Annotated in this window: 19 protein-coding genes and 1 riboswitch; of the genes, 10 read left to right on the top strand and 9 right to left on the bottom strand. The window is 70.7% G+C overall.

Going from position 1 to position 23,413, the window contains the following annotated elements:
• Positions 1-166: 166 nt before the first annotated feature.
• Complete coding sequence (locus tag I5071_RS22815) at positions 167-535, bottom strand: hypothetical protein (protein WP_236514575.1); 369 nt, start codon at positions 533-535, stop codon at positions 167-169.
• A 191-nt stretch (positions 536-726) separates the two neighbouring features.
• Between I5071_RS22815 and I5071_RS22820 the strand changes: the two genes are divergently transcribed.
• From I5071_RS22820 to I5071_RS22850, 7 genes are all read left to right on the top strand, one after another.
• Positions 727-1,620 (top strand): class I SAM-dependent methyltransferase, encoded by an 894-nt coding sequence (locus I5071_RS22820; protein WP_236514578.1) that lies wholly within the window; start codon positions 727-729, stop codon positions 1,618-1,620.
• Positions 1,617-2,585: a ketopantoate reductase family protein gene (locus I5071_RS22825; RefSeq protein WP_236514580.1), complete on the top strand. Its 969-nt coding sequence runs from the start codon at positions 1,617-1,619 to the stop codon at positions 2,583-2,585. The genes I5071_RS22820 and I5071_RS22825 overlap by 4 nt, the downstream gene beginning before the upstream one ends.
• Before the next feature lie 21 nt (positions 2,586-2,606).
• Complete coding sequence (locus tag I5071_RS22830) at positions 2,607-3,200, top strand: HAD family hydrolase (protein WP_236514582.1); 594 nt, start codon at positions 2,607-2,609, stop codon at positions 3,198-3,200.
• Between the two features lie 61 nt (positions 3,201-3,261).
• Positions 3,262-4,890 (top strand): acyl-CoA carboxylase subunit beta, encoded by a 1,629-nt coding sequence (locus I5071_RS22835; RefSeq protein WP_236514584.1) that lies wholly within the window; start codon positions 3,262-3,264, stop codon positions 4,888-4,890.
• A 20-nt stretch (positions 4,891-4,910) separates the two neighbouring features.
• Complete coding sequence (locus I5071_RS22840; RefSeq protein WP_236514586.1) at positions 4,911-6,941, top strand: acetyl/propionyl/methylcrotonyl-CoA carboxylase subunit alpha; 2,031 nt, start codon at positions 4,911-4,913, stop codon at positions 6,939-6,941.
• Between the two features lie 19 nt (positions 6,942-6,960).
• The gene (locus I5071_RS22845) at positions 6,961-7,812 is read left to right on the top strand and encodes a hypothetical protein (RefSeq protein WP_236514588.1); all 852 of its coding nucleotides are present in this window, start codon (positions 6,961-6,963) and stop codon (positions 7,810-7,812) included.
• A 101-nt stretch (positions 7,813-7,913) separates the two neighbouring features.
• A complete protein-coding gene (locus I5071_RS22850; protein ID WP_236514590.1) occupies positions 7,914-9,029 on the top strand; it encodes a sensor domain-containing diguanylate cyclase in 1,116 nt (371 codons plus the stop codon).
• 62 nt (positions 9,030-9,091) lie between these two features.
• On the opposite strand, the gene I5071_RS22855 is transcribed toward I5071_RS22850, so the two are convergent.
• Together I5071_RS22855 and I5071_RS22860 are read right to left on the bottom strand one after the other, a co-directional pair.
• Positions 9,092-10,174 (bottom strand): hypothetical protein, encoded by a 1,083-nt coding sequence (locus I5071_RS22855; RefSeq protein ID WP_236514592.1) that lies wholly within the window; start codon positions 10,172-10,174, stop codon positions 9,092-9,094.
• A gap of 126 nt (positions 10,175-10,300) precedes the next feature.
• Positions 10,301-11,731, bottom strand: a complete 1,431-nt coding sequence (locus tag I5071_RS22860; protein ID WP_236514594.1) for a hypothetical protein — start codon at positions 11,729-11,731, stop codon at positions 10,301-10,303.
• A gap of 188 nt (positions 11,732-11,919) precedes the next feature.
• Here I5071_RS22860 and I5071_RS22865 point away from each other — a divergent pair, with 188 nt between their 5' ends.
• Positions 11,920-13,050, top strand: coding sequence for a hypothetical protein (locus tag I5071_RS22865; RefSeq protein ID WP_236514596.1), 1,131 nt, complete (start codon positions 11,920-11,922; stop codon positions 13,048-13,050).
• A gap of 49 nt (positions 13,051-13,099) precedes the next feature.
• A complete protein-coding gene (locus I5071_RS22870; protein ID WP_236514597.1) occupies positions 13,100-14,599 on the top strand; it encodes a hypothetical protein in 1,500 nt (499 codons plus the stop codon).
• A 3-nt stretch (positions 14,600-14,602) separates the two neighbouring features.
• Here the strand turns inward: I5071_RS22870 and I5071_RS22875 are convergent, their stop codons facing one another.
• The 5 genes from I5071_RS22875 to I5071_RS22895 all read right to left on the bottom strand — a co-directional run bounded on the left by I5071_RS22875 (position 14,603) and on the right by I5071_RS22895 (position 21,024).
• Entirely contained in the window at positions 14,603-15,139 is a 537-nt protein-coding gene (locus I5071_RS22875) for a hypothetical protein (protein ID WP_236514599.1), read from the bottom strand.
• 40 nt (positions 15,140-15,179) lie between these two features.
• Positions 15,180-16,223, bottom strand: coding sequence for a glycosyltransferase (locus tag I5071_RS22880; protein ID WP_236514601.1), 1,044 nt, complete (start codon positions 16,221-16,223; stop codon positions 15,180-15,182).
• On the bottom strand, positions 16,207-18,135 hold the full coding sequence (gene asnB, locus I5071_RS22885; protein ID WP_268921135.1) for an asparagine synthase (glutamine-hydrolyzing): 1,929 nt from the start codon (positions 18,133-18,135) through the stop codon (positions 16,207-16,209). The genes I5071_RS22880 and asnB overlap by 17 nt, the downstream gene beginning before the upstream one ends.
• 72 nt (positions 18,136-18,207) lie before the next feature.
• Positions 18,208-19,293, bottom strand: coding sequence for a glycosyltransferase family 4 protein (locus tag I5071_RS22890; protein ID WP_236514603.1), 1,086 nt, complete (start codon positions 19,291-19,293; stop codon positions 18,208-18,210).
• A 270-nt stretch (positions 19,294-19,563) separates the two neighbouring features.
• Complete coding sequence (locus tag I5071_RS22895; protein ID WP_236514605.1) at positions 19,564-21,024, bottom strand: oligosaccharide flippase family protein; 1,461 nt, start codon at positions 21,022-21,024, stop codon at positions 19,564-19,566.
• 152 nt (positions 21,025-21,176) lie between these two features.
• Here I5071_RS22895 and I5071_RS22900 point away from each other — a divergent pair, with 152 nt between their 5' ends.
• Positions 21,177-22,256 carry a hypothetical protein gene (locus I5071_RS22900; RefSeq protein ID WP_236514606.1) on the top strand — a complete coding sequence of 360 codons (1,080 nt, stop codon included), beginning with the start codon at positions 21,177-21,179 and terminating at the stop codon, positions 22,254-22,256.
• A gap of 55 nt (positions 22,257-22,311) precedes the next feature.
• Here the strand turns inward: I5071_RS22900 and I5071_RS22905 are convergent, their stop codons facing one another.
• Positions 22,312-22,857, bottom strand: coding sequence for a hypothetical protein (locus tag I5071_RS22905; RefSeq protein WP_236514607.1), 546 nt, complete (start codon positions 22,855-22,857; stop codon positions 22,312-22,314).
• 308 nt (positions 22,858-23,165) lie between these two features.
• Positions 23,166-23,403, top strand: a riboswitch (cobalamin riboswitch).
• Positions 23,404-23,413 lie beyond the last annotated feature (10 nt).

The raw sequence follows: 23,413 nt of genomic DNA on the forward strand, positions 1-23,413 counted from the left end.
CCTGCGATGCGCTCGGGCGCGCCGGGAAGGCGCCCTTCGGAGAGCGCCTTCGTGACGAGCCCGTAGGGCACGTACGCGAGGAAGTAGCCCGCGGCGTACGCCCAGATCGCGTGCTCGCCCGATGGGAGGCGAACGGCCGCGTGTGCCGATGCCGTTCGCGCTTCGCTCACCGACGCTCGCTGGTCTCGCGCGACGCGGGCTGCGCGCGGAACGAGCGCGCCGCCTCGCTCAGGTTGCTCGCGAGCTCGCGCACGATCTCGTCGCCGTGCACGCCGGGGGTGGCGCCCAGCAGCTCGATCTTCTTCTCGATGCGGTTCCACGCGTCCTTCGCGTCGAGGCTCGCGAGGTGGAGCTGCACGCGAAGCTCGTCGCGCAGCTCCGCGAGCTCGTCGCCGACGCGATCGAGGTTCGCGCGATCCCACGCGTCCTTCGCGTCGAGACCGGCGAGGTGAGCGCGCACGCGCAGCTCCTCGCCGATGCGCTCCATGCGCTCGGCGAGACGTTCCAGGTTCTTCTTGGTCGTGGTGTCGGTCATGGCTCGATCCTCCGAGCGGACGCGCGATCGCGAGTCCAGGACGGCGCCGTCCATGCGATCCCCGCGCCAGCGGACGCGAAGTACACGCCGCGGCGGGCGTCGCAACGTTCGCACGTGTTCGGGACATTTCGCGACGGCTCTCTGCACGGCGGCCTTTTCGTCACGGCCGCGGCGGAGTAGAAGGCGCGCCGATGAGCCGTCCTCGCCAGAAGAAGAAGTCGAGCTCGAGCGCGCGCACGCGCCTCGATGCGAGCAATGCCGACAAGCACGATCTCTATCAGCGCAGCGTGCAAGCGCCGGAGTACGAGATCCGATTCCTGAACCAGGCGTTCAAGCGGCACACCGGGCGCAAGCCACTGCACCTCCGCGAGGACTTCTGCGGCACTGCGCTGCTCTGCTCGAAGTGGGTCAAGAGCGATCCTGCGCGCACGGCGCTCGGGCTCGACATCGATCGCCCGACGCTCGACTGGGGCATCGCGCACAACCTCGCGCCGATCGGCGAGGCAGCGAAGCGCATCACGCTGCTCGAGCAGGACGTGATGCTCCCGACGCGCCGCAAGGTCGAGGTCATCGGCGCGTACAACTACAGCTATCAGATCTTCCAGACGCGCGATCTCCTGCGCCGCTATTTCGAAGCAGCGCGCAAGTCGCTGACCGACGACGGGCTCTTCGTGCTCGACGCGATCGGAGGGTGGGAGTCGCAACAGGAGCTCACCGAGCGACGTCTCTGCGACGGATTCACGTACGTCTGGGAACAGGCGGAGTACGACCCGATCTCGAATCACTTCGTCTGTCACATCTCCTACGAATTCAAGGACGGATCGAAGCTCGAGCGCGCGTTCACGTACGACTGGCGCCTCTGGCAGCTCGCGGAGCTGCGCGAGCTCTTGCTCGAGGCGGGCTTCGTCGGCGTGGACGCGTACTGGGAGGGCGAGGACGACGAAGGTCAGGGCACCGGCACCTTCCATCGCGTGACCAAGACGACCAACGATCCCGGGTGGAACGCGTACCTCGTCGCGAAGAAGAGCGAGCCGCTGGCGGGCAGCCCCGACGCGCAGAAGGCCGCGAAGAAGAAGGCGCGTTGAGCGAGATCCTGATCGTCGGCGCCGGCGCGATCGGGCGCGTCTACGGGCACTGCCTCGCGGCGGGCGGCGCGCGCGTCTCGGTGCTGGTGCGCCCGCGCCATGCCGACGAGCTGCGCGCCGGCGTGCGGGTGCGGCGGGTGCCGATGCTCGGCGCGCGGCGCGACGCGCGCTTCGTGCCGACGGAGGTGCTCACCGACGTGACCGAGATCGCGGGACGGCGCTTCGATCAGGTGTGGCTCGGGCTGCCGACCAACGCGCTCGACGAACCGTGGATCGATGCGCTGATCGAGGCGATCGGCGATGCGACGTTGGTGTCGCTGCAGCCCGGCGCGCGGGTTCGCGAGCGGCTCGGTCGTGCGCGCGCGCTGGTCTCGGGCGCGATCGGCGTCGTCGCGTGGGCGAGCCCGCTCGAGGGATCCCGCGATGCGCGCGAGGTCGGAGCGCCCGAGGCGATCGCGTACTGGTTGCCGCCCCTCACGCCGACGATGTTCTCGTCGGACGATCGCGCGCGTGCCGAGCAGGTCGCGCGCGCGCTGCGGGCCGGAGGATGCCCCGCGCGTGTGGTGCCCGACGCGTCGCTCGAGCTCGCGAAGTCGTCCGCGATCCTCCTGCCGATCGTCGCCGCGCTCGAGGCCAGCGGGTGGTCGCTGCGCGCGCTGCGGCGCGGGCCGGGCCTCGCGCGTGCGCTCGCGGGATCGCGGGTGCTGCTCGCGCTCGCGACGCGCTCGCGGCCGCCGTGGATCGCGTCGCTCCTGCGCGCGCCTCTGCTCGCACCGCTGGTCGCGCTCGTCCCCGCGCTCGCGCCCTTCGATCTCGAGCGCTACCTCGAGGTGCACTTCTCGAAGGTGGGCACCCAGACGCGCGCGCTGCTCGCCGAAGCGGAGCACGACGCGCGCGCCCTCGGGATGGACGCAGCGCCGATCCACGCGCTGCGCGAGCCGCTCGATCATCGACTCACGCCCTGAGTCGCCGCAGGATCGAGGGAGATGAGCCCTCCCCGCGCGATCCTCTTCGACGTGATGGACACCCTCGTGCGCGATCCCTTCCACGAGGAGATGCCCGCGTTCTTCGGTGTCACGAAGCGCGAGCTGATCGCGACGAAGCACCCGACGGCGTGGGTCGACTTCGAGCTCGGGCGCATCGACGAGCCGACGTTCCTCGCGATCTTCATGGGAGATCGCGAGTGGGATCGCGACGCGTTCCGTGCGTGCGTGCGCGCCGCGTACGCGTGGCTGCCCGGCATGCGCGAGCTGCTCGACGAGCTCCGTGCCCGCTCGCCGCGCCCGACGCTCCACGCGCTCTCGAACTACCCGCCCTGGTACCGCTGGATCGACGAGCAGTGTGGCCTCGCGGCGCGCCTCGACTCGGCGTTCGTCTCGTACGAGCTCGGGGTGAGGAAGCCCGATCCCGAGGCCTACCTCGGGCCCTGCCGCACGCTCGGTCTGCTGCCCGGCGAGGCGCTCTTCGTCGATGATCGCGCGAGCAATTGCGACGCGGCGCGCGCGCTCGGGATGGACGCGATCGTGTTCGACGGAGCCGATTCGTTGCGCGACGCGCTCGAGGCGCGGGGCGTCTTGTGACCCAGGGTCACTGAATCGCCATTCATTGACGCGGCGGCCCCGTCTTGTTTAGCCTCCGCGCATGCGCTCCCAAGGCAAGCTCACGCAGGCCTATCCCGTGCTGCGCTCGCGCGCGGATCTGCGCTCCGAGATCGCGCAGAAGAACCGCGAGGCGAACCTCGCGTCGCTCGCGAAGCTGGAGAAGTCGCTCGCGAAGTCGCGCGAAGGCGGCGGCGAGAAGTACAACGCGCGCCACGTCGAGGCGGGCAAGCTGCTTCCACGCGAGCGCGTCGAGCGCCTGCTCGACCGCGACGGATGGTTCCTCGAGCTCGCGCCGCTCGCCGGGCTCGACATCCAGGGCCACGCGCCGGGCGCGAGCGTCGTCGGCGGCATCGGCGTGGTCAGCGGCGTCGAGTGCATGATCACCGCGAGCGAGGCGACCGTGAAGGGCGGCGCCATGAGCGAGTACTCGGTGATCAAGTCGGGGCGCCTCTCCGACGTCGCCGAGCAGAACGGGCTGCCGTCGATCTCGCTGATCGAGAGCGCGGGCGCGGACCTGCCGAATCAGTCGAAGATCTTCGTGCCCGGTGGGCGCGGATTCCGCGACCTCACGAAGCGCAGCGAAGAGCGCACGCCCACGGTGTGCCTGGTGTTCGGCAGCTCGACCGCGGGAGGCGCCTACATCCCCGGGATGAGCGACTACGTCGTCATGGTGAAGAAGCAGGCGCAGGTCTATCTGGGCGGCCCGCCGCTCGTGAAGATGGCGACCGGCGAAGAGACGACGCACGAGGAGCTCGGTGGCGCCGAGATGCACTCGCGGGTGTCGGGCGCGAGTGATTTCCTCGCCGAGGACGAAGAGGACGCCATTCGCATCGGGCGCGAGATCGTCGCGCACCTGAATTGGAAGAAGGGCGGTCCGCCGCCCTCTCCGCAGGTCGACGAGCCGCTCTATCCGGCCGAGGATCTGCTGGGCATCGCGAGCGCGGACGTGCGCATCCCGTTCGACGCGCGCGAGGTGATCGCGCGGATCGTCGACGGGTCGCGGTTCAGCGAGTTCAAGCCGCTCTACGGGCCCGAATTGGTGTGCGGCTGGGCGCATGTGCACGGGCATCCGGTCGGCATCCTCGCGAACAACGGAATCCTGTTCACGAGCTGCGCGAACAAGGGCGCTCAGTTCATCCAGCTCTGCAATCAGAGCAACATTCCGCTGCTCTATCTGCAGAACATCGTCGGCTTCATGGTCGGTCGGAAATACGAGGAAGAAGGGATCATCAAGGCGGGCGCCAAGATGATCAACGCGGTGTCGAACAGCACCGTCCCCTCGATCACGATCATGATCGGCGCGAGCTACGGCGCGGGGAACTACGCGATGGCGGGCCGCGCGTACAAGCCGAATTTCCTGTTCACGTGGCCGAACCACCGCATCGCGGTGATGGGTGGAAAGCAGCTCGCGGGCGTGCTCGACATCATCCAGCGCGAGGCCGCGGCGAAGAAGGGCGAGACCGTCGACGAGCAGCGCCTCGGGGTCATGAAGCAGATGACCGAGGGCTTGATCGATCAGGAGAGCGATCCGTTCTTCGCGACTGCGCGCGTGTGGGACGACGGAATCATCGATCCCCGCGACACCCGCAGCGTCGTCGGGATGTGCCTGTCGATCACCCACACGAAACCGGTCCGCGGCACGACCAGCTGGGGCGTGTTCCGACACTGACCCGCTCGAGAAGGCGAGAGATGCGCACCATCCGAAAGCTCCTTGTCGCCAATCGAGGCGAGATCGCCATTCGCGTCATGCGCACCTGCGCGAAGATGGGGATCGCGACCGTCGCGGTGTTCTCCGACGCCGACGAGCACGCGCTCTTCGTGCGCGAGGCCGACGAAGCGTTCCGCCTGGGGCCTGCGCCGAGCCGCGAGTCGTACCTGCGCGTCGATCGCATCCTCGAGGCCGCGAAGGCGACGGGCGCGGATGCGATCCATCCGGGCTTCGGCTTCCTCGCCGAGAACGCGGAGTTCGCGCAGGCGGTGCGCGACGCGGGGCTGATCTTCGTCGGGCCCACGCCTGCCGCGATCCGCGCGATGGGCCTCAAGCGCGAGGCGAAGGTCACCGCGGAGAAGGCCGGCGTGCCGGTGGTGCCGGGCTACGGCGGCGCGGAGCAGTCGACGGACGCGATCGCGCGCGAGGCGAAGTCGATCGGATATCCGTTGCTGCTCAAAGCATCGGCGGGCGGCGGCGGAAAGGGCATGCGCCTCCTCCTCGGAGAACAGGTGCGCAGCGACGCCGCGCTCGTCGATGCCATCGAGAGCGCGCGGCGCGAGGCCGAGAGCTCGTTCGGCGACGGAACGCTGATCGTCGAGAAGTACGTCGAGCAGCCGCGCCACGTGGAGATCCAGGTGCTCGGCGACGAGCACGGGAACCTGGTGCACCTCTTCGAGCGCGAGTGCTCGATCCAGCGCCGTCATCAGAAGGTCGTCGAAGAAGCGCCCTCGCCCGTGCTCACGCCCGAGGTGCGCGCGCGCATGGGCGCCGACGCGGTGAAGCTGTGCAGCGCGATCGGCTACTCGAACGCCGGCACCGTCGAGTTCGTGCTCGATCCCAAGGGGCACTACTACTTCCTCGAGGTGAACACGCGCCTGCAGGTCGAGCACCCGGTCACCGAGGGCGTGATCGAGGGGCTCGATCTCGTCGAGGAGCAGATCCGCGTCGCGCGCGGCGAGCGCCTGCGGTTCACGCAGGAAGACCTCGCCTCGCGATGGCGGGGCGCGTCGATCGAGGTGCGCCTCTGCGCCGAAGATCCCGCGAGCGGGTTCCTCCCGCAGACCGGGCCCGTGCTCGACTTCCATCTCCCTGCGGAGCTGCTCGCGCAGGACTGGCTGCGCATCGAGTCGTCGGTGGAGAGCGGCGACGAGGTGCCGGTCCACTACGACTCGATGATCGCGAAGATCATCACCAAGGGCCCGACGCGCGCCGACGCGATCCAGCGCTTGCGCCGCGCGCTCTCGGCGCTCTCGGTGCAGGGCCTCGTCACGAACCGCGCGTTCCTGCTGCGCGTGATCGATCATCCCGACTTCCACGCGGGCGACTTCGACACCCACTTCATCGAGACGCGCATGCAGGGCGCGCTCGCGGAGACGATCGAGCCCGCACGCGCGCGCATCGCCGCCCTCGCCGCGACGCTCTTCGCGCAGCACACGCGGGCCGCGTCGCGCGCGATCCTGCCGAGCCTGCCGATCACCGGGTTCCGCCTCAGCCGCCTCCACGGCGAGCGCGTCGCGCACGACATCGAGGGCATCGGCACGGTGCACGTCGAGTACGTCGATCGCGGTGGCGGTGCGCTCGACGTGAAGGTCACGGGCGATGCCGGCGCGCTCGAAGGACGCGTGCGTCGCAGCGTGAGCGGACCGGAGATCGCGCTCGAGCTGCCCGGCGGTCATCGCGTGCGGGCTCGCGTGATCACCGACGGCGAGCGCCACTTCGTGCACGCCGACGGCGTCTCGATCGTCGTGCGCGAGCAGCCGCGCTTCCGCGATCGCGACGCCGAGGCCGCGGCCGACGGATGTGTCGCGCCGATGCCCGGAAAGATCCTCCAGGTGCTGGTCTCCGAGGGCCAGCACGTCGCGGCAGGCGACACCATCGTCGTGATGGAAGCGATGAAGATGGAGCACGCCGTCAAGGCGCCGCATGCAGGCCTGATCAGCGAGCTGCGCGTGCGCGCCGGCGAGCAGGTCGAAGGCGGTGTGCTGATCGCGGTGGTCACCGAGTCCTGACCGGACCAGGCTTGGGACGATGCGCCTGCGCGCGATCGTCCGGCCCCGCAGAGCAGCGACCTGGCTCGCCCGCGCCGGTGTCGCGCTCTCGGTCCCGACGCTCGGTGCGCCGCTGATCGGCTGCACCAGCGTGCTGACGATCATGGCGGGCGTCGCGCTGACCCAGACACTCGGGCTCGATCCGACGTTCGGCGAGGCGAGCGTGGTCGGCGGAATCCTCGTCGGGCTCGCGACCGCGATCGGCGTGGGCCGTCACGCCGCGCACTCGTGGAACGCAGCGGGCCGTCTGCTCGAGGACGCGGGCGCGCTCGCGATCGGGGCCGACGGTGTGCGCTGGTCGTCGCGCGAGCGCGGCGACTGCTTCGTGCGGTGGTCGGAGGTCGAGCGCGTCGACGAGGAGCCGACGCTCGAGGACGAGCTGGGCACGCTCGTGCTGGTGCTCCGCGACGCAGAGCCCATTCGCTTCTTCGTCGAGGACTCGGCCGAGCTCGCGAGCGACGCGCAGCGCGCGCTCGACGCGTACCGCGCGGCCACCGTCGAGCGTGTGGTCGATCTCGAGCCGAACGGGCGCGACGTGCGCACGTGGATCACCGACGTGAAGCGCCTCCTCCGCGCGGGCACCGGCACCTACCGCGCGGGCGCGGTGAGCGCGGAGCGGCTGATCGCGATCGCCACCGCCCCTGCGGCCCCGCGGGTCCAGCGCATCGGCGCGGCGGTCTCGCTCTCCCGCGCGCCCGAGCCGCTGCGCGCGAAGGTGCGTGTCGCGCTCACCGACACCGCGGACGACGAGCTGCGCGACGTGATGGAGAGCGCGCTGGACGGACGTGATCTCGACGCGCGCGCCGTCGCACGCGCATTGGCAGCGCGCTGACGGGAGTGCTCGTCCCGGAGGGCCCGGACGGAAGCGCGCGCAGCGGCGAGCCGATATTCGCAGCGCGCTGACGGACGCAGGTCGCGTTACGCTCGCGCGTGATGGCCCGCCTCGACGAGCTCGAGCGCGAGAACGCGGCGCTGCGGCGGGCGCTGCGCCTGCTCCACGATCTCGCGAACCTCGTGCGCGAGGCGGACGAGCCCGACGCGACCGCCTACGCGGTGCTCACCGGTGTCACCGCGGGCGTGGGGCTCGGGCTGAACCGCGCGATGCTCTTCGTGCCGAGCGCCGACGATCCGAACGTGCTGATCGGCGCGGCCGCGGTCGGCCCCGCGGATCGCGTCGAGGCCGATCGCGTGTGGCGCGCGATCGAAGCGGAGCGGCCCGACCTCGAGACGCTCTACGAGGTGGGCCTGCGTCGCGCCGATGCGCGCGGCGCCCTCGACGACGCGGTGCGCGCGCGCCGCGTGGATCTGCGCGCCCCCGCGCGCTCTCCGATCGCGGCGTGCATGCGCGAAGGGCTCGAGCCCGAGGACGATCTCGCCGGGCTCTTCGATCTTCCGACGACCATCGCCGCGCCGATGCGGGTGCGCAGCGAGCTCGTCGGCGTGCTCGCCGCGGACAACGCGTTCACCGGTGTGGTGCCCGATGCGACCACGCGGCTCGTGCTCGGGCTCGTCGCCGATCACGCCGGGCGCGCCCTCGAGTCGGCGCGTCGCTTCGCGCGCGTGGCGAGCGAGGCGCGCACCGATGCGCTCACCGGTCTCGAGGCCCGACGCGTGGGGCTCGAGCTGCTGCACCACATGCTCGCGAACGGGCGCGCGCTCGGGCTGGTGCTGATCGATCTCGATCACTTCAAGCGCATCAACGACACCCACGGACATCCGGTGGGCGACGCGGTGCTCGCCGCGGTGGGCGAGCGCGTGCGTGCGCTCCTCTCGCGCGGCATGCGCGCGTTCCGCTACGGCGGCGAGGAGCTCGCGGTGATCGTGCCCGGCGCCGACGTGCTCGCCGCGCGGGCGATCGGTGAGCAGATCCGCGCCGCGATCCGCGGGCTGCGGGTGCGCGCGCGCGGGGTCGAGCTCGCGATCACGGCGTCGGTCGGCGTCGCGAGCTCGCTCGATCACGAGGGCGGCGCGCCCGCGCTCGTCCGCGCCGCGGACGATGCGCTCCTGCACGCGAAGTCACGCGGCCGCGATCGCGTGGAGATCGGCTGAAAAACGCGCGCGGCGCGCGATCCACGAGGGACCGCGCGCCGCATCGCTCGTTCAGGTCGAGCTCACTCGCAGACGGACTGGGTCTCGCCGAGCCAGGGCTCGCGCGACCAGTCGGTCCACGCCTGGTCGAGCTTCCACACGCTCATGTCGTCCTCGAACATGACGACGTCGGTGTTGTCGCCGCTCGCGTAGAGGCCCCAGTGCCACTGGCACATCTGCTTCGTCTGGCGCGTGATGCCGGTGACGTGCTCGACGCTGCGGCCGTCCTGCCAGACGTGCATCTCACCCGAGTAGAAGTTCACGTAGACCGTGATGCGGACCCAGCGACCGAGCGGCATCGGCTGCGCGTCGGGCTCGATCGTGAGCGTGCCCTCGGGCCAGTGGTGCGCCGGGCGCAGGATGCCGTCGGGGTTGTCGAGGCCGAGCGTGATCACGCGCTCCGTGTAGCCGCACGTCGGGTTGATCGTGAAGAGGCTCACCCAGCGGCCGTTGCCGAACTCGTAGCCGGGCTCGAGCCACGTGTGGAACGTCGACACGATGCCGTTCGGCGCGTCGAGGCCGGTGCCGGTGTTGGTGTGCGCGGGGAGCACGTCTTCGCCGCTGAACTGCAGGCCGCCGTAGCCGCGGTGCACGCCGTCGGGCGACGACGAGGGGCACACGATCTCCGAGCGCTGCGCGTAGCGGCCGCTGTGCGGGTGCACGGTGCTGACCGCGGTGCTCTGGCAGGCGTCGCCCCAGGGGTCGCCGTAGCCCCGGCCGGTCCAGGCGGAGTTGTCGCCGGTCTCGAAGTCGTCGGCCCAGAGCTCGCGCGCGCGGATGCACGTGCAGCCTTCACCGACGCACGTGGTCGGCGGCTCGGTCGTGGGGGGCGTGGTCGGCGGGGTCGTCGGCGGAGGGGTCGGCGTCGCGGTGCCCGCGTCGGCGACCGGCGTGGTGGGCTCGGTCGGCTCGACCGCGGTGCCCGCGTCGTCGCCCGAGGGCGCGGTCACGCCTGCATCACCACCGATGTCGGTGCCCGGGTCGACCGGCTCGTCGGTCGAAGGATCACGCGGATCCAGGTCCGCCGGGCTCGAGGTCGTCGCGCCGTCGCAGCCGAAGAAGAGAGCGGCCGCCAGCGCGGTGAAGAGCAACTGCTTGGAATTCATCGGCGGCGTGAGTAGCCGATGAATCGAGTACGATACAAGGGACCGAGGGTGCGCGTCAGGCAGCAGCGGAACGCGTCACCAATAACGGACTTCCATTGACTTTGTGTGCGGAATGTGCTCGCGGCGTCACGCCGTCGCCGGCACCACGCTGCGTCGCTGCGGCGGCTTGCTCCCGCGCGCGGCGGCACGCGCGGCCGGGCCTCTCCCCGGCGCGCTCGTGCGCGCGGCGGTGAACGCCGGGATCACGCCCGCCAGCACGCCCGAATAGAAGTACGGCAGGTACGAGAAGAGCCCGTTCGGCAGCAGGTCGACCGCGTTGATCGCGACGATCAGCGCGAGCGCGGCGACCATCTGGCGATCGTGATCGTCCGCGATGCGCTTGCGCGCTCGGTACGCGCTGATGATCGGCCAGAGCAGGATCCCGAACATGCCGATGTACCCGATCATCCCGCGCTCTCCGAGCTGGATGATCCAGTGCCCGTCGGTCACCGACAGATCCTCGCCGGTGATCGGATCGTACACGCGCTGCCGGCTGTACCCGCCCCACCCGAACCAGAGCCGCTCACGCGCGCGATCGAGCAGCGCATCCTCGTTCTCGAAGCGGAACCACAGCGAGAGCGCGCGGTCCTCGCTGATGCCCATGAAGAAGTCGGTGATCTGTCGCGTGGGGAAGAGGTCCGCGTGGCGCAGCAGCGGGAACGTGAAGACCAGCGCCGCGAGCGCGAGCGGGAGCCAGAGCTTCGGCTTCCGCACCACCGACATCAGCGGGATCAGGAAGAGCCCGTAGACGATCGCGCCGGTGCTCTTGCAGAGCACGAACACCGCCGTGAGGTACGTCGGCACGTACCACTTCGACTCGCCGATCTTCGTGCGCGCGATCGACGCGATGATCGAGCTCAGGAAGAACATCGCGACCGCGAGGCCGGTGATCATGCAGATGGTCGGACGGTATCCGCCGCCGCGCATCATCATCTCGAAGCTCGCGGGGTGATAGCCGTAGATCTGCCAGTGCGTCTGCGGGCTCATGCGGATCTCGAAGAGCGCGAAGAGCGAGTAGACGAGCCCCGCGACCACGAGCGCCTTGAGGAAGACCCGCAGGTCGTCGGGCGTGCGGAACATCGCGCGCCCGATGAAGAAGGGCAGGAAGACGAAGAGGACGTCCTTCACGACGCCCGCGAACGCGTCGTACATCGTGAGGCCCTGACGCACGACGGGGCCGGTCACGACGTCGTCGGGGTTCGTGATCGCGGTGCCGATGCTGCCCGCGAGCACGAGCCAGATGAACGAGTCGACGCCGCGCAGCGGCTTCGCGGACCAGACGCGATCACGCGCGCGCCACAGGCAGCCGATGAAGACCCAGAACGCCGCGAGGGTCTGCTTGTCGATCGGCGGCAGCAGCGGCGGATCGAAGCGGATGACCTCTGGGAGGAACATCACCGCGCCGAGCATCGTGACGACCGTCGCGAGCACCGGCTGGAGCCGCGCGAAGAGCACCATCACGAGCGGCGCGAAGAGGACCAGCGCCGTCCACGAGAACCAATTCGGACTTCCATCCATCGCAGCGCCCCGAGCACCGGCGCGCGATGTCACCTCGCGCGCTCCGGCCCCTGACGCGTGACATGAGCGCGCGAGCGGCCGACCACACCCTGGTCGTCGCGCCCACGGTGCTCATGGTGGGGTCGCCGACACGTGACCGGACGCCGTTGCGCTGCGCAGCGGGCTCCTCCACCATCCGCGACTCCGACATGGCGATTCACATCGTTCCGCACGATCCGCAGTGGAAGATGCGCGTGGACGCGTTCAACACGCGCATGCGCGAGGGCGGTTCGCAGTACGGCTTCTACGTCGACGCGCTCCCGGTGTGGCTGCCGAAGCGCACCACGGATCAGCCGGTGTGGCGCGAGTACTGGCTGGCGGTGGAGGACGGCGAGCACGTGCGCGCGGGCTACGCGCTCAAGCCGCAGGCGTGGTGGATCCACGGCCAGACCAAGATGGTGGCGGACTGGCAGGGGCCGTTCTCGGAAGGCGCGTACGACAACCGCTACGGCGCGCTGGGGCTGCGCTTGTTCCGCGACATGTTGAAGAAGCAGCCGCTGCTCTTCTCGTGGGGCCACGGCGGCGACGACGCGCCGGTGCTGCAGCTGCTGAACAAGCTGAAGTGGACGATGATCCCGACGCCGTTCTTGCTGCGCGTCGTGCGGCCCTTCCACTTCGCGCGGAAGAACAAGTACCTGCGCGAGCAGCCGCGCACGCGCCTCGCGCTCGACCTCGCGGCGTTCAGCGGCGCGGCGTCGATCGGCGGGCGCGCGCTGCACGCGGGGCTGCGGCTGCGGTCGCTCAAGCGCTTCGGCGCGAAGGCCGAGGTGGTGTCGAGCTTCGGTCCCTGGGCCGATGCGCTGTGGGAGCGCGCGAAGCACGACTACGACGCGATCGCGGTGCGCGATGCGCGCGTGATGAACACGCTGCTGCCCGAGGGCGAGACGCAGCCCGAGTGGTCGGAGCAGATCCGGCTGCGGGTGCGCGATGCGGCGGGCGAGGATCTCGGCTGGGCCGTGGTCTGCGTGCGCGACATGAAGGGGCACCATCGCTACGGCGACTGTCGCGTGGGCACGGTGGTGGACTACCTCGCGCCGGTCGCGAACGCGGGCGAGGTGATCCACGCGGCGTTCGACTACCTGCGTGATCGGGGCGCGGAGCTCGTGATCGCGAACCAGGCAGATCCGCGCTGGGTGCGCGCCTTCGAGGACAACGGGTTCGTGAAGCTCGAGGGCAAGCGTCTCTTCTGCGCCGCGCCGCCGCTCGCAGAGGCGCTGGAGAACACGCGCGAGCGCTTCTTCGTGTCGAACATGGACGGTCACGGCCCGATGGGGCTGTGATTGCGCGCGGCGCTCGACGCGCGGCGCGCGGTCGGGGACGCTGGGGGCAGTGAAGCGCGCGAGCGTCGTCGTCGTGGCGATCGCGATCGCGGTGGCGGTCGGGATCGCCGTCGCGCGCCCCGCGCACGCGCCCGATGCGCCGGTCGTGCAGGCACCGGTCGAGACGGTCGCGCCGATCGTCCCGGCGCCGATCGAGACGGTCGCGCCGCCACCGCCGCCGAGCGAGCCGCCTCCGATGCCGACACCGCGCGCCCGACCGCGCGTCGTCGAAGGCGCGGACGATCCCTGCGCGCCCGACGAGGAGGTCGAGGCCTTCGCGCGGCCCTCGATCACACAGGTGCTCGAGGCACGGCAGAGCGAGCTCGCGGCGCGGGCTCGTGCCTCGGCGGGCGCATCGGCCGCGCTGCGCGAAGGGCTCGATCGGCTCGCGCGCGGCGGTGACGTCGAGGGCGCGATCACGATGATCGCGAACGCGCCCGATCGTCTCGTAACCGGGTTCGATCACGCCGCCGCTGCCGCGCTGCACGTGGGGATCGGAGCGCTCTCGGAGGGCCGGCTTCGCGACGCGGAGCGCTGGGCGCGTCGTGCATCGTCGCTCTCACGCGAGGACCCCGCGGGGCCGGTGCTCGAGGCGCTCGTCGCGCTCCGCGACGACGACGAGGCGCGCGCCAAGGACGCGCTGCGCGAGGCGTTCTCCCGCGACGCCGAGGATCCCGCGATCGCGTGGGCCCTCGCGACGCGCACGGCGCGCAGCGAGGACGTGGAGCTCGCGATGCGCGCGCTCGAGGTGTACCTCGCCGAGTATCCCGAGGACGTGCGCGCGCGACGCATCCGCGCGCGTGCGAGGCAGCTCGCGATCGTTCTGCGCGGGACCACGCGACGCGTGCGGCGCGGCGTGGTGCTGCGCGCGCCTTCGGATCTCGACGCCGCGGTGATCGATCGCGCGCTCGCGACCGTCGACGACGCGCTCGGCGAGGCCGCGCGATGGACGCGCACCACGCGCGCGACCGAGCTGCTCGTCGTGGTGCACCACGATGCGACGGCGATGCGCGCCGCGACGTGCGCTCCGACGTGGAGCGGCGCGCTCTTCGACGGATCGCTGCACGTCGACGCCGAGACGCTGCGTGGTCCCGAGGCGCGCGCGCGCATCGCGCTCCGGCACGAGTCGCTCCACGCGCAGCTGCATGCGCGGCCCGGCGGCGGGAGGCGCGCGCCCTACTGGCTCGACGAGGGCATGGCGCAGCGCTTCTCGGGCGAGGAGAGCCCGGACCATCACCGCAGCTGGGCGATGATGGTCCGCTCGCGCATGTGGATCCCGATGGATTCGATCGCGGGCTCGTTCCTCGAGATCGACGATCCGAGCGATGCGCGGCTCGCCTACCACCAGAGCCTCGCGATGGTGCGTTATCTCGAGTCGACGCGCGGCGAGCGCGCGATCGGCGACGCGATCGCGGAGATCGATCGCGGCACGAGCCCCGAAGAGCTGCTCGCGCGGCTCGCACCGGAGCTCGACGGCGCGCGCCTCCTCGCGTTCCTGGCCGAGCGATGAGCTTCAGACACCGCCGAGCGGGATGCGCTCGGCGAGCTCGGAGGCCGCGGCGACCGCGCGATCGTAGAGACGGCCGAGGATCACGATCGGCGCCTCGAGCTGGAGCGCGCGCTCGTGCAGCTGGATCTCGACGGGCGTGCGCAGTCCGGAGCGCATCACGGCCCACGCGGGGAATCGATGCACCGCGCCGGCGCCCAGCGCACGCGTCACATCTTCCGCGCTCGGTCGCGCCACGGCGTAGCGAAACCGTCGCGCCCGCCATCCCATCCGCTCCACGCCACCGAGCGACCCGAGCGCATCGCGGACGCGCCGGATGCGCTGGCCCGCGCCCGCGAGCCACGACATCCCGCCAGTGCGGACCTCGAGCTCGGCGTCGTGCTCGACGACGACCACGTTCAGTCCGTCGAGCACGAAGTGATAGCCCGCCGGCTCGATCGAGAGCGACACGCGCGCGCCGAGCAGCGCCTCGGTGCGGTCACGCAGCCGCGGCAGGAGCGCGAGCGGGTCTTCGGTGCGGAACGCGGCGACCACCAGGCCCATGGCGCTGGCTTGCGCGAACGCCGCGCTCACGTCGAGCCGCTCAGGTCGACGCCCCCGCCGCGGACGTCAAACGCGGCGGGCGACGGCGGATGCGCCGATTGACGAGTCGGACTCCGTACTTCTTTCCGACCACGAGCTGGAAGAGCTCGAATCGGCGCAGGTGCTTCAGATAACGCGGGTTGTCGTAGCGCTGATCGCGCTCCCACGCGCTCTTCAGATATCCGCGCAGGATCTCGATGCCACCACGCAATCGCGGCGGATCCTTCATGCGGAACACGCTCGCCGCGAGCACGTAGTACCAGGAGGATCCCATGAAGTACTTGCCGCGTCCCCAGCGACGACGGCCGACGAGGATGTCGCCCTGGCTCGAGCCCATCGGGCGCAGGTGCACGAAGCGCATCTCGGGGTCGTCGATGCTCGCCGCGATCCATCCGTGCATTCGACAGAGGTGTCCGTCGATCCCGTCCCACGCGAGCTCGCGCACGAACCCGCCGATCTCGCGGAAGCACTGCACGCGATAGAACTTGATCGCGCCGATCGCGTTCTCGTCGCCCATGAAGAACGTCTTCAGCGACCCGTCGGACTGACGCTCCATCATCTTGCCGCTGAGGTTCCCGATGTGCGGCTCGGCCTCCATCCGCTCCATCACGCGCTCGAAGTAGCGCGGCGGCATCTCGAGGTCTGCGTCGTACTTGCAGACGTAGTCGTAGTCATCGAGGCGCTCGGTCCGCAGGCCTTCGTAGAACGCCTCGATCACGCCGGGGCCGACCGCGCGTCTGCCGCGATCGGCGCGGGTGACGACGCGGATGACGTCGTATCTCGCCGCGTACTCCGCGAGGATCTGCGGCGTCTCGTCGGTCGATCCGTCGTCGACGATCACCCATCGCGCCGGCGGGCTCGTCTGCGCGAGCGTCGTGTCGAGCGTGGTGCGCAGGTGCGCGGCCTCGTTGCGACACGGGGTGATCAGGAGATATCGACGTCCCGCGGGCGGCACGTCGAGCCTCGGCAGACGCACGACGCGCGAGCCCTCGCGCTCCATCGTCGTGCGCAGCGTCTCGATCATCGATTCAGAGCTCGAGCTCATGCGTTCGACACCATCGCAAGAGGACGTAGAGAGCCCAGATCCGCGACCAGTAGATCCCGGGCGCGCCGTCGCGATACGCGCGCCATGCGCGCGCGACGGCTTCACCGTCGAGCCCTGCTCGATGGCAGAGCACGACGTCGGTGAGCGTGTGCTCGATCTCGCCCGCGAGTCGCTGTCGCGTCCACGCGGCGAGCGGCAGCTCGAAGCCGCGCTTCGGTCGCTCGAAGAGCGAAGGAGGCAGTCTCGAGAGCGCGAGATCGCGCAGGAGCTGTTTGCGCTGCGCCGGCAGGAAGCGGCGCGCGATCGGCACCTCGGCGAGGCGCTCGATCAGCACGTGATCGAGGAGCGGTACGCGCACCTCGAGCGAGACCGCCATGCTCGCCGCGTCGGTGTCGCGGAGCAGTCGCTCGCCGAGGAAGCCGGAGAGCTCGAGCATCGAGATCGCGTGGAGGTCGGGCTGGCCCTCGACGATCTCGCGCAGGTACGCGGCGCGCTCGGGCGGCAGGCCGCACTCGTTCTCGTCCTCGCGATGGCGCGTGAGCTCCGCGAGGAACGAGCGCGTGTAGAGCGCGTACGAGACCTGGTAGGCCTCGAGCATCTCGCCGCGCGTGGCGAGGAGATCCTCGAGCTTGCCCCAGCGCGTCTGAGGGCGGACCTCACCGGGCTCGCCGGTCGCGACGCGGGTCACGAGCTGCGCGATCATCGAGCGCGCGCGATCGGGGAACACCGCGCCGACCGACGCGGCCTCGCGTGCCAGCGGGATGTCGCGGAAGCTCGCGTACCCGCCGAAGAGCTCGTCGCCGCCGGTCCCCGCGAGCGCGACCGTGATCCCGGCGCGGCGCACCGCGCGGCTCACCAGCCAAGTGTTGATGCCGTCGAACGTCGGCTGATCGATCGCGCGCAGCGCGTCCTCGAGGCCCTCCTCGAAGTCCTTCTGCGTGAGGCGCACGTCGACGTGCTCGGTGCCGAGCACCGTCGCGACCGCGCGTGCGTGCGTCGACTCGTCGTACTCCGCCTCGTCGAACCCGACGTTGAACGTGCGCACCGGCGTCGAGCTGACCTCGCGCGCGAGCGCGGCGATCGCGCTCGAGTCGATGCCGCCCGAGAGGAACACGCCGAGCGGCACGTCGCTGACGAGGTGCTGCGAGATCGCTTCGCGCAGCGCGTGCGAGACCGCGCGCACCGCGGCGCCTTCCTCGCGCGGGCGCGAGGCCGGCAGCGACCAGTAGCGCCGCTCCGAGCAGAGCGCGCCGTCGGTGGTCACCCACGCGAGCGTGCCCTCGGGCAGCAGCGAGACGTCCTTCACGATCGTGCGCGGCGACGCGACGACACCGTTCCACAGGAACGACGAGAGCCCGCTCGGATCGAGCCTCCGCGGCACGAGCCCGCTCGCGAGCATCGCGCGCAGCTCGCTCGCGAAGATCAGCGTCCTGCCCGCGGGCGCTCGCTCGACGCTCGACCAGTAGAGCGGCTTGATGCCCACACGATCGCGCGCGAGGAGCACCTCGTTGCGGCGCGCGTCGTAGATCGCGATCGCGAACATCCCGCGGAGGCGCTCGATCGCGTGCTCACCCCAGCGCGCGTACGCCTCGAGCACGATCTCGGTGTCGCTCGTCGATCGGAAGCGCGCGCCCTTCTGCTCGAGCTCCGCGCGCAGCTCGCGGTAGTTGTAGATCTCGCCGTTGAAGCAGATGACGTGTCCGTCCGCGTGCTCCATCGGTTGCTTGCCGAGCGGCGAGACGTCGAGGATCGAGAGGCGACGATGCGCGAACGCGACGCCGCGACCGCGCTCCACGCGCGCCCATTCTCCATCGGCGTCCGGGCCGCGATGCACTTGCGCGCCGTGCATGCGCACGAGCGCGTCTCGCACCCGTTCGTCGACGACGCCCACCGCTCCTGCGATGCCGCACATGGCTCTATCGACCTCCCCTTCGCGTCCGCCCGACGCAGCTCCGGAATCAGCACGCGAGGTGCCAGACTCGATTCACGCCTTCTCGATCGCGCGGCGCAGCCCCGACTCGAACGCGCACGACGCATCGGCCCACGTATGAGAGTGCGCAGCGCGGTGTGCCGCCTCGCTCATGCGAGACCACTCCCGCTCTCGCATCGAGAGCACGTCGAGCGCGCGCATCGCCAGCGTCTCGGCGTCGTCGACGTCGACGAGGTAGCCACTCTCGCCCGGCGTCACGAGATCCGGCGTCCCTCCATAGCGCGTGGCGACGAGCGGCGTCCGGCACGCCATCGCCTCGAGCGCAGGAAGACCGAAGCCCTCGATGCGGCTCGACGACATCCACACATCCGCGCTCGCATAGAGCTCGGGGATGCGCGACTGCGGCGGACGCAGCTCGAACTTCGCGTCGCGCGGCAGCGGCTGGATCGTCTCCTCGTGCTCGGCGCCGAACCCGATCACGCGGAGCTCCGGCACCTGCTTGCGCACTCGCTCGATCGCCTCGCGCGTGACGTCGAATCCCTTCCAGTGCGAGGCCGCGTAGACGAACCCGAGGGTGGGACGCGGCTGCCGGCCGCGCGGCGGCGCATCGAACTGCGCTCCATCGATCGCGTTGCGCGCGAGGGTCACGTCCTCGTCGCCCGAGATGCGCCGCACGACGTCGGCGAGGAAGCGCGAGATGACGATCTTGTGATAGGGCAGCGCGAGCGTGGCATCGACGTCGTCGCCGGGCTGACCTTCGATGAAGCGCTCCCAGCCCTGGACGAAATACGCCTTCGCGCCTTTGCGCCGCGGGAGATCGCGAATCCACTTCGCAGTCTCCCACCACGTCGCGACGACGACGTCGGCGTCGGGGAGATCGCGCTCGGTGATCGGGCGGTGCTCGCGCAGCCGCGTGAGCGGCACGCCCTGCGCGTCGAAGTGCGACTGCCTGCTCGGACGGCGCGGGAGTGGATCGCGCCGCACGATGGCGCGCGCGTACTCGCGGACTGTCGGGCGACGCGGCGCGGGCGCGACGACGCGAACGTCGTGACCGAGCTCGCGCAGCCGGCGCGCGTGGATCGCGATGACTCGACAGCCACCCGAGAGGTCGGCGGCCGCGACGACGAACGTGATGCGCATGGATGTGTGCCTCGCGCCCGCGCGACGGCGCGGGACGGATCAGGAGAGACGACGAGCCGCGCGCTCGAGCGTGTGTGGAGGGGGCACGCTCGGGCTCGCGCATGCGACTGGATCACGACGCGTGCCGGTCTCGCGCGTGAAATCCTCGTGATCCAGGGCGCCACAGCGCGCGTCCCCGCGACGCGTCATCCGCGCCTCGATGGACGCGGCCTGCCACGGGCGGACGCCGCGCGTGGTGTCGCGGAGAGCGTCGGTCGTCGCGCGTGTGTCTCACTCGGCGGGTGCGAGCGTGGTGCTCACCGCCTCGCCGCGGCGAGGGCGCAACACGCGCGACATCGGCTTCCAGGCGATCGGTGCCCAGCAGAGCGTGACGAGGATCGCCACGACCGCGGCCTCGATGCCCACCGCGACGCCCCACTCGCGCAAGCGCTCCGCGACCTGCCAGACGACGACGCCGACCACGCCGATCACGAGAGTGAGGAGCGCGTCGAGCCCCTTCGCGTCGAGGCCCACGCGCGAGACGCCCCAGAGCGAGATCGCGTAGCGGAAGATCTCCGTCCCCGCGAACGCGACGAGCGCGCCCGGGAACCCCGCGATCGCGTAGCCCACGGGGATGAGCACGATCATCGCGGCGAGCTTCGCGAGCGAGCCCGCGGCCACCCACTGCGGCTCGCCGCGCGCGAGCATCGCCGCGCCGTTCGTCGCCTCGCACACGAGGAACCACGACGACGCGGCGAGGATCTGGATCATCCATCCCGAGCCCCACCACGACTCTTCCCAGAGCAGGCGCATCGCGGTGGGGCCGCCCGCGATCAGCCCGCAGAGCGCCCAGCCACCGACGATCTGGATCGGCAGGCGCGCGCGGCGGAACACCGGGCGCAGATCGTCGCCCGCGTGCACGACGCGCGCATAGAGCGGGAACACGACCTGACGCGAGACGTGCGAGAGCGCTTCCATCGGGAGCGACGCGAGCACCACCGCGTTGCCGTAGAGGCCGAGCACCGCGAGCGGGATCATCGTCCCGAAGATCCAGCGATCCGCGTAGCCGGTGAGGAACGTGAGCAACGTGCTGAGGAAGACCCAGCGCCCGAAGCGCACGAGCTCCTTCGCGACGAGCGGATCCCAGCGCAGTCGGTTCACACGACCGGGCAGCACGACGTGGCTGAGGATCATCTTGGTGAACTGGATGGCGAGGCCGCCCATCACGAGCGACCACACCGTCGGGCTCAGCCACGCCCAGATCACCTTCACGACGAACCCGACGATCTGCGCGCCGAGCTCCACCGCGGTGAGCCGGCCGAGCACGAGATCGCGGCTCGCCGTGAACACCTTCGTCGACGTGAAGCCGGTCGCGACCGCGGCGAGGCCGGCCACGGGGATCACGGACACGAGCTCTTCGTGCCCCATCGCCATCGCGTAGGGCACGGCGCCGATGCAGACCGCGGCCCAGAGCGTGAGGCCGCGGATCACCTGGATCGTCCACGCGACGTCGGTGAAGTCGGCGTCCGCACCGCGCTTGTTCTGCACGATGCTGGGACCGATCCCGAGATCGCTCAGCAGCTCGAACCCGATGACGAGTGGATTGACCAGCTCCATCAGGCCGCGAACGGCCGGCACGATGAAGTAGGAGATCAGCGGGTTCGAGATCAGCGCGAGCAGACGCCCGCCGCCGTACCCGAGCACCGACCAGAGCGCGCCACGGCGCGCACGACGTCCGAGATCCGACCCCACGGATGCCGGCGATTCGTTCGGAGCAGGTTCGTTCATTCGGCCGCGCGACGCTCAGCGCCGGAGGCGCGGCCGCACGTGGCTACGTACATGAGCACGCGTTCCCTGCACGCGAGCCCGTGTCGCGCGACGCGCGGTGCTCATGTGCTCGCGCGATGCGCGGAATCGTCGTCGGAATCGCCGCGATCGCGATCGCGGCCTGCAGTCATCGCGATCCATCGCCGCGGCCGCGCGCGCCCGTCGCAGTCCACGAAGAGCGCGTGACGAGACGCGACGAGCCCGCGCCGCCGGTGCATGCCGACGCACCCGCACCGGCGCGCCGCGAGCTCGGGCCGCTGCCCGGCGAGCTCGCCTCGCTGCGCTGGCCCGAAGCGCCGCGCATCACGCGCACCGTCGACGTGCACGACGCGGCGTCGCTGCAGCGCGCGGTCGACGAGCCGGGCACGTGCGCGCGCGTCCACGGAGCGATCGAAGGCGCGATCACGGTGCACGCGAGCGACGTCGAGATCCTGATGAGCGAGGGCGCGCGGCTCGGTCGCGTCACCGTCGTCCCGGGCACCCATCGCGTGCGCGTGTCGGGCGGGACGATCGACGGCATCGAGCTCTCTCCGCCGGCGCGGTGGAACCCCGAGCCTGCGTACGACGAGGCGCTGATGATCACCGACGTGCTGATCGAGCGCGTGCGCGCCGAGGCGAGCGACAGCGCGTTCGTGATCCGCGGGCGGCGTGTCGCGATCGTCGACGCGGACGTGCGCGCCGAGCGTTATTCACTGTGGGCCGGCGACACCGGACCGCTCGACGGCGAGGATCTGATCGTGGCGGGCAACACGTTCCGCTCGGCGGGCCCGGAGTCGACGCTGCGCATCCACGACGTCGCGCGCAGCGTGGTCGTCGACAACGTGCTCTCGAACGGGCGCAAGCACGACTACCGCGTGCACGGTCGATCCGATCTCGCGTACGCCGCGCGCAACGTGCTGCTGCGCACCGGGATCATGATCGGCAACCAGCCCGGCGACGCCGTGGGCAGCGTCGTGCTCGAGCGCAACACGCTCTACCTCGAAGAGCCGAGCATGCTCGAGATCGACGAGGCCGCGATCCGCCGTCTCGTGCTGCGCGACAACGTCGTCTACACCGATCGTTGGGACACGTTCTATCCGTATCCGCGCGTGCGCGAGGGCTGGATCGTCGAGCACAACGAGCGTCATCCGTTCCGGCCCTACGTCGCCGAGCGATGAGAACGAGACGATCCCGGCGACGAGTCGCCGGGATCGTTCGAGCGCACGGGGTCGATCAGAGCGAGCCGGCGCAGCAGCTCGTCTCGAACGAGCAGTCCGCGGTCTCCTGCGTGCAGCGGGTCGAGTCACGACCGTCGAAGCAGTTGCAGCTGGTGCCGGTCGCGCCGGACCGACAGCTCACCGAGCGAGTGATGTCGTCGACCGTGACCGAGTTGATGCACGCGGTCGCCTCGCTGCCCGGCGCGGGATCGCCGGGATCGGCCGGGTCGCCGGGATCGGCCGGATCGCTGGGATCGCTGGGATCGGCGGGCTCGCCCGCGTCCACGTCCTCCGGCGGCGGCGGATCGCCCACGCCCGCGTCGTCCTCGTCGACCGGACGGATCTGCGACTCGATGCACGAGCGCAGCTGATCGCGACACAGCGCGAGCTCCTCGGACGAGGCCGCGTCGCGGATGCACTGGATGAACGGCCGGATGCAGCCACGCAGGCGCAGCTCGTCCGAGGTCGTCTCGAGATCGCTCGGCGCGCTCTGACATCCCGCGAGAACCGCAAAGGCACTGACCGCGAGCGTGGTGGTGAATCGTCCAAAGGAAATTCGCATCGTCTCGTCCTCCCGGGCCGCGGCCTTCAGCAACGCGTGTACCGAGGTCGATCAGCCCTCGGAGCAGCCCTCGCTCCGCCTGGCGCATCGCCGGCGCGAGATCGCTCGGAGCCCGCAGAACACAGCGCTTCCTGCGCGAACGAGACGGCGCTCGGCGTGCTCCGGCGATCGAGGTGGGGTCGGTGGTCGCCGGCATGGTGCACGCGGGATGCGCTCTCCGAGAGCGCGCCACGCTCTCCGAGGACGACTGCGCGACTGCGATCCATCGATTCTCGACTGGCACCTTGACAGGCACCCTGACTCCCGCGTAGTTTGCGCCCCGTGCTGGTGCCAGGTGTTGTCCTGGCCTAGAGGGAACCCGGTCGGATTCCGGGGCTGCCCCGCAGCGGTAGACGAGAACGACCTCCACGACGAGCACTGAGGCTCTGTTAGCTACAGCGGTTGCTAGCTACAGCGTTCGGGAAGCGGTGGACAGTAGGAAATCGGCGTAAATTCGCGCCGAAATGCTCGTGAGCCCGAAGACCTGCCAGCGCCCGTCGTGCCCGTTCCTGGGGCT

This window comes from Sandaracinus amylolyticus, from assembly GCF_021631985.1.
Lineage (GTDB): Bacteria > Myxococcota_A > Polyangia > Polyangiales > Sandaracinaceae > Sandaracinus > Sandaracinus amylolyticus_A.